Origin of the sequence: Nostoc flagelliforme FACHB-838 (assembly GCF_014698065.1) — a bacterium.
Classification (GTDB): domain Bacteria; phylum Cyanobacteriota; class Cyanobacteriia; order Cyanobacteriales; family Nostocaceae; genus Nostoc; species Nostoc flagelliforme_B.
On the sequence record NZ_JACJSI010000464.1, the window covers coordinates 1 to 4,167 of the forward strand.

General features: G+C 43.3%; 5 protein-coding genes and 2 pseudogenes. 2 read left to right on the forward strand and 5 right to left on the reverse strand.

What is annotated here, in order from left to right:
- Nucleotides 1-519 precede the first annotated feature (519 nt).
- A pseudogene (locus H6G97_RS54235) lies at nucleotides 520-765 on the forward strand (2-oxoglutarate and iron-dependent oxygenase domain-containing protein); the annotation flags it as partial.
- A 126-nt stretch (nucleotides 766-891) separates the two neighbouring features.
- Nucleotides 892-1,437 (forward strand): 2OG-Fe(II) oxygenase family protein, encoded by a 546-nt coding sequence (locus tag H6G97_RS54240; RefSeq protein WP_242056098.1) that lies wholly within the window; start codon nucleotides 892-894, stop codon nucleotides 1,435-1,437.
- 38 nt (nucleotides 1,438-1,475) lie between these two features.
- On the opposite strand, the gene H6G97_RS46640 is transcribed toward H6G97_RS54240, so the two are convergent.
- The 5 genes and pseudogenes from H6G97_RS46640 to H6G97_RS46655 all read right to left on the reverse strand — a co-directional run.
- Nucleotides 1,476-1,817: a 4Fe-4S binding protein gene (locus H6G97_RS46640; protein ID WP_190947182.1), complete on the reverse strand. Its 342-nt coding sequence runs from the start codon at nucleotides 1,815-1,817 to the stop codon at nucleotides 1,476-1,478.
- Between the two features lie 12 nt (nucleotides 1,818-1,829).
- Nucleotides 1,830-2,672: an L-aspartate oxidase gene (locus tag H6G97_RS55720; RefSeq protein ID WP_338421997.1), complete on the reverse strand. Its 843-nt coding sequence runs from the start codon at nucleotides 2,670-2,672 to the stop codon at nucleotides 1,830-1,832.
- A 53-nt stretch (nucleotides 2,673-2,725) separates the two neighbouring features.
- Nucleotides 2,726-3,292: an FAD-dependent oxidoreductase gene (locus H6G97_RS55175; protein ID WP_277883454.1), complete on the reverse strand. Its 567-nt coding sequence runs from the start codon at nucleotides 3,290-3,292 to the stop codon at nucleotides 2,726-2,728.
- A complete protein-coding gene (locus H6G97_RS55180) occupies nucleotides 3,279-3,656 on the reverse strand; it encodes an FAD-dependent oxidoreductase (RefSeq protein WP_277883456.1) in 378 nt (125 codons plus the stop codon). The genes H6G97_RS55175 and H6G97_RS55180 overlap by 14 nt, the downstream gene beginning before the upstream one ends.
- Nucleotides 3,657-3,757: 101 nt before the next feature.
- Nucleotides 3,758-4,167, reverse strand: a pseudogene (locus H6G97_RS46655) (hypothetical protein); the annotation flags it as partial.

Consider the following 4,167-nt stretch of genomic DNA (forward strand, 5'->3'; position numbering starts at 1 on the left):
TGGCGGGTATGATGCATTTGATAGATGCTGGTTTATCATTGTCTACTTTTACACTTACATCCTCGCACGTATTTTCTCTTAATCTTTTTCAAAAATCAAATAGGATTCCTATATCTGGATTATGTTTGTTCTTAAATTGTCAAGATTTTTACGCAATTGATATTCAACAATAAATTACTCCCAATTTAGGAAATTATTGTTATTTGCAGAAATAATGAGAATTATTTAGATAATACTACTGCATCTCTACCAAATTATCGTATTTATAATGAAATTTACAAATTTATACTCACAATACTTTATCTAAGCACCTGACTAAAGTTAGCGATCGCCATACCCAACATTATGGTTATGGATATAATTTTCTGTGTAGCCTAGATATTAGTTTACGCATAACTAGGAGAACCTGAGCATGACAATCTTACAAGTTGTAGACAAAGAGTTTTCACAAGTTCCCATAATTGATATTAGTGCGCTAATTCCCAAACTAGCAACTCTTCTAAAGTAGTTGCAGACCAAATTAGACAAGCGTGCCAAGATTACGGTTTCTTTTATATCGTCGGACATGGAGTTGATGAAAAACTATAAGAGAAACTAGAAAATCTTAGCCAACAGTTCTTCGCGCAAGATGTAGAAACTAAACAGAAGATTCGTATGGCTCTTGGTGGTAGAGCATGGAGAGGATATTTCCCTGTGGGTAAGGAATTAACATCAGGTAGACCTGACTTAAAAGAAGGTATTTACTTCGGTACAGAACTAGAAGAAAATCACCCACTCGTGAAAGCTGGTGTACCAATGCATGGTCACAATCTCTTTCCATCCAACATTCCCCAATTTAGGGAAACGGTACTTGAATATATAGATTCAATGGCCAAACTTGGACATACCTTAATGGCTGGTATTGCTCTCAGTTTGGAGTTAGAAAAATCCTATTTTGCTGACCGTTATACAAAAGATCCATTGATATTATTTCGGATTTTCAATTACCCTCCTAATTCATCATTATCTAAATGGGGCGTTGGCGAACATACAGATTACGGAGTATTAACTATACTCAAACAAGATAATGTCGGTGGATTACAAATTAAATCAAAGTCTGGTTGGATAGATGCACCTCCTATTCCTGGTTCATTCGTATGCAACATTGGGGATATGCTCGATCGCATGACACGAGGGCTGTATCGTTCAACACCCCACCGCGTTCAGAACCTATCAACAAGTCATCGCCTTTCGTTCCCGTTCTTTTTTGACCCCAATTTTAACGTTGAAGTCAAACCCATTGAACTGAAGGGTGTAGTAGTGAATGATGATAAAAGCGATCGCTGGGATAAAGCCAGTGTCCACGAATTTCGCGGGACTTATGGCGATTATCTTTTGAATAAAGTTTCCAAAGTATTTCCAGAACTACGACAAAAAGTGCTTGAAAGTGCTGAATAAAAACCCAGTCCCCAATCCCCAGTCACCAAACATCCAAATTAACTTTGATAAGGACGTGGTAGTTGGCGCAGTTTATGAGCCGTATCCAATTCACTATTATTTTTTCTGCCATATCCCCAACCCAAGAGGCGACGATATTCACCCATTATGCCACTTTCAATTAAATCATCCTCCTTGACTTCAATATCGGTATGAGATTGGGGCGCAACATAGAGTGCGTCCGCAGGGCAGTAAGCCTCACACATGAAACAAGTTTGACAGTCTTCCTTGCGGGCGATCGCAGGTGGTTGGTTAGGTACAGAGTCAAAGACATTGGTAGGACAAACTTGGACGCACAAATTGCAATTGATACAGAGTTTATGGCTGACAAGCTCAATCATGATATGCTCCTGCTACAACTTTGATACAGTAGGTGTGGCTTGAGTGGTTTGTACTGGTGGTGTAGCGTAGGCGCTTTGCGGCTTGTCGTCAGACATCGCATCCGTAATCCAATCACGCCTCACCCAAAGCTTATCTAAGCCACCTGTTGCTTGGTAATAACGCTGATTTGGATCGGTTTCGGGATAGTCTATGCGAATATGTTCGCTGCGCGTTTCCTTGCGATGTAACGCGCTAAAATATGCCCATCGTGCTACAGCCGTTAAAGCAGCCGCTCGCCGAGAAAATTCCACATCACGCACTGTATCTTGTTTCGGGTTCCCTTGTACTTGCTGCCACAGCGTTTCTAATTTAGCGAGAGAATCCAAAAGTCCCTGTTCAGAACGCAAGTAATTCTTCTCCAACGGGAACATCTGGGCTTGTACACCGCGCACGATCGCTTCACTATCGAATGTTTCAGAAGCGGGTGAGGGCGATGATGGGCTACGCCCCGCCAAAGGCGATCGCAATCCCACTTTACCAGCAGAACGCGCAACGCGTTCATTTGCATGAGCGCCCAGACTCTTAGCAAAGTTCGCTGCTCCAACTCCAGCCCATTGCCCTGTAGAGATTGCCCAGGCAGCATTGGGGCCACCACCCCCAGAAGCTAAACCGGCTAAAAACTCCCGCGATGCTGCATCACCAGCAGCATAGAGGCCAGGAACTTTTGTAGCGCAATTATCATTCACAATCCGAATCCCACCTGTACCACGGACTGTACCCTCTAAAACAAGTGTCACAGGCACTCGTTCTGTATATGGGTCAATGCCAGCTTTTGTATAGGGTAGAAAAGCGATGAAATGAGACTTTTCAATCACTGCTTTAACTTCCGGTGTGGCTCGATCCAAACGAGCATAAACGGCAATACGGTTCAGTTAAGGCTAAAACTCTTTATCAAAGTCAAATTTTTTAACGAACCGCAGAGGCACAGAGGGAACAGAGAGAAGAAAAAAATGCTTAACTGAACCCTATTGGCATAAACGGGGCCTTTCAGCAGGGCATTAGGGAGGAACGATGGATCGCGACGACCATTGATATAACCACCCAAATCATTGCCTGCTTCATCGCTATAACTAGCCCAGCTAAAGGGAACACCTCTAGTTACAGTGGCATTGAAAGCCGTCGAAATGGCATAGTGATTGGAAGCTTCCATACTAGAAAGTTCGCCGCCGGCTTCTACTGCCATTAGCAATCCATCACCTGTATTGGTATTGCAACCTAATGCTTTACTCAAGAATGCACAACCGCCATTGGCTAAGACTACTGCACCAGCACGAACGGTATAAGTACGATTATCTTGCCTCTGCACACCTCTTGCACCAGCTACTGAGCCGTCGTCAGCCAATAAAAGCTCTAGAGCCGGACTTTGGTCGAAAATCTGTACACCAACACGCAAAAGGTTTTTGCGAAGTACCCGCATATATTCAGTCAGGGCCATAATAACTCTGACGCACAGATTCCCCATCTTCTTTAGGGAAACGATAGCCCCAGCTTTCCACTAGGGGCAAACTCAGCCAAGTTTTTTCGATAACACGCTCGATCCAACGTGAGTTAGCGAGGTTTTTTCCTACGCGATAACGCTCCGATAAAACTTTGTCCCAATTCTCTGGAGAAGGAGCCATGATGCCATTGCCACTAGCAGCAGCTGCGCCACTTGTACCCAGAAAACCTTTATCAACAATGATGACTTTGACTCCTTGGGATGCGGCTGCCCATGCTGCCCATGCTGCGGCAGGGCCACCACCAATTACCAATACATCAGCAGTTAACTGTAGTTCATTTTCACTATGGACTGTTAGCAATTCCCTTTCCTCAATAAAGTCTCCAAAGTACAGCAGAATTCAGAAGCGTTGCGTCTGTGCATAAGGCAACTTCATATATTCAATCAGCAACGCCCACAAAATTAATAAACAGAAGTCAACAATTTATCGATCGCAGCGCGAAACGCCGTTGCTGCACCAGCACTCATATCACGAGGGGCGCAGATGCGATTTCTCAAATATGCGAAAGTAATAGCACCCACAGCAGCGAAGATAGGATCAATGCTGCTATTTTTACCACCAGTCCTTCCACCCGGTAAAGTTGCACCATTGCCATGAATGAGATAATCAGCCAGTTGTCGCAGGTGAAAATCAACAGCGTCCTTAACTGTGGTAAAATCACCATCTGCTGCTATTGCTTGGACTCCAGAATTTTTGATAATAAGCTGTTCCACATCTAATTTGCATAAAATGTAAATTAAATAAACTCGTGGACTTACTGCTATGCCAGCCAAAGGATACTTAAGTAAATTACAGAAAGAGAATTTACAAA

What these genes read in the sequence shown, in the direction of transcription:
- H6G97_RS54240 (WP_242056098.1), top strand. Translation starts at nt 892, where the DNA reads ATGGCTGGTATTGCTCTCAGTTTGGAGTTAGAAAAATCCTATTTTGCT.
- H6G97_RS46640 (WP_190947182.1), bottom strand. Translation starts at nt 1,817, where the DNA reads ATGATTGAGCTTGTCAGCCATAAACTCTGTATCAATTGCAATTTGTGC.
- H6G97_RS55175 (WP_277883454.1), bottom strand. Translation starts at nt 3,292, where the DNA reads ATGGCCCTGACTGAATATATGCGGGTACTTCGCAAAAACCTTTTGCGT.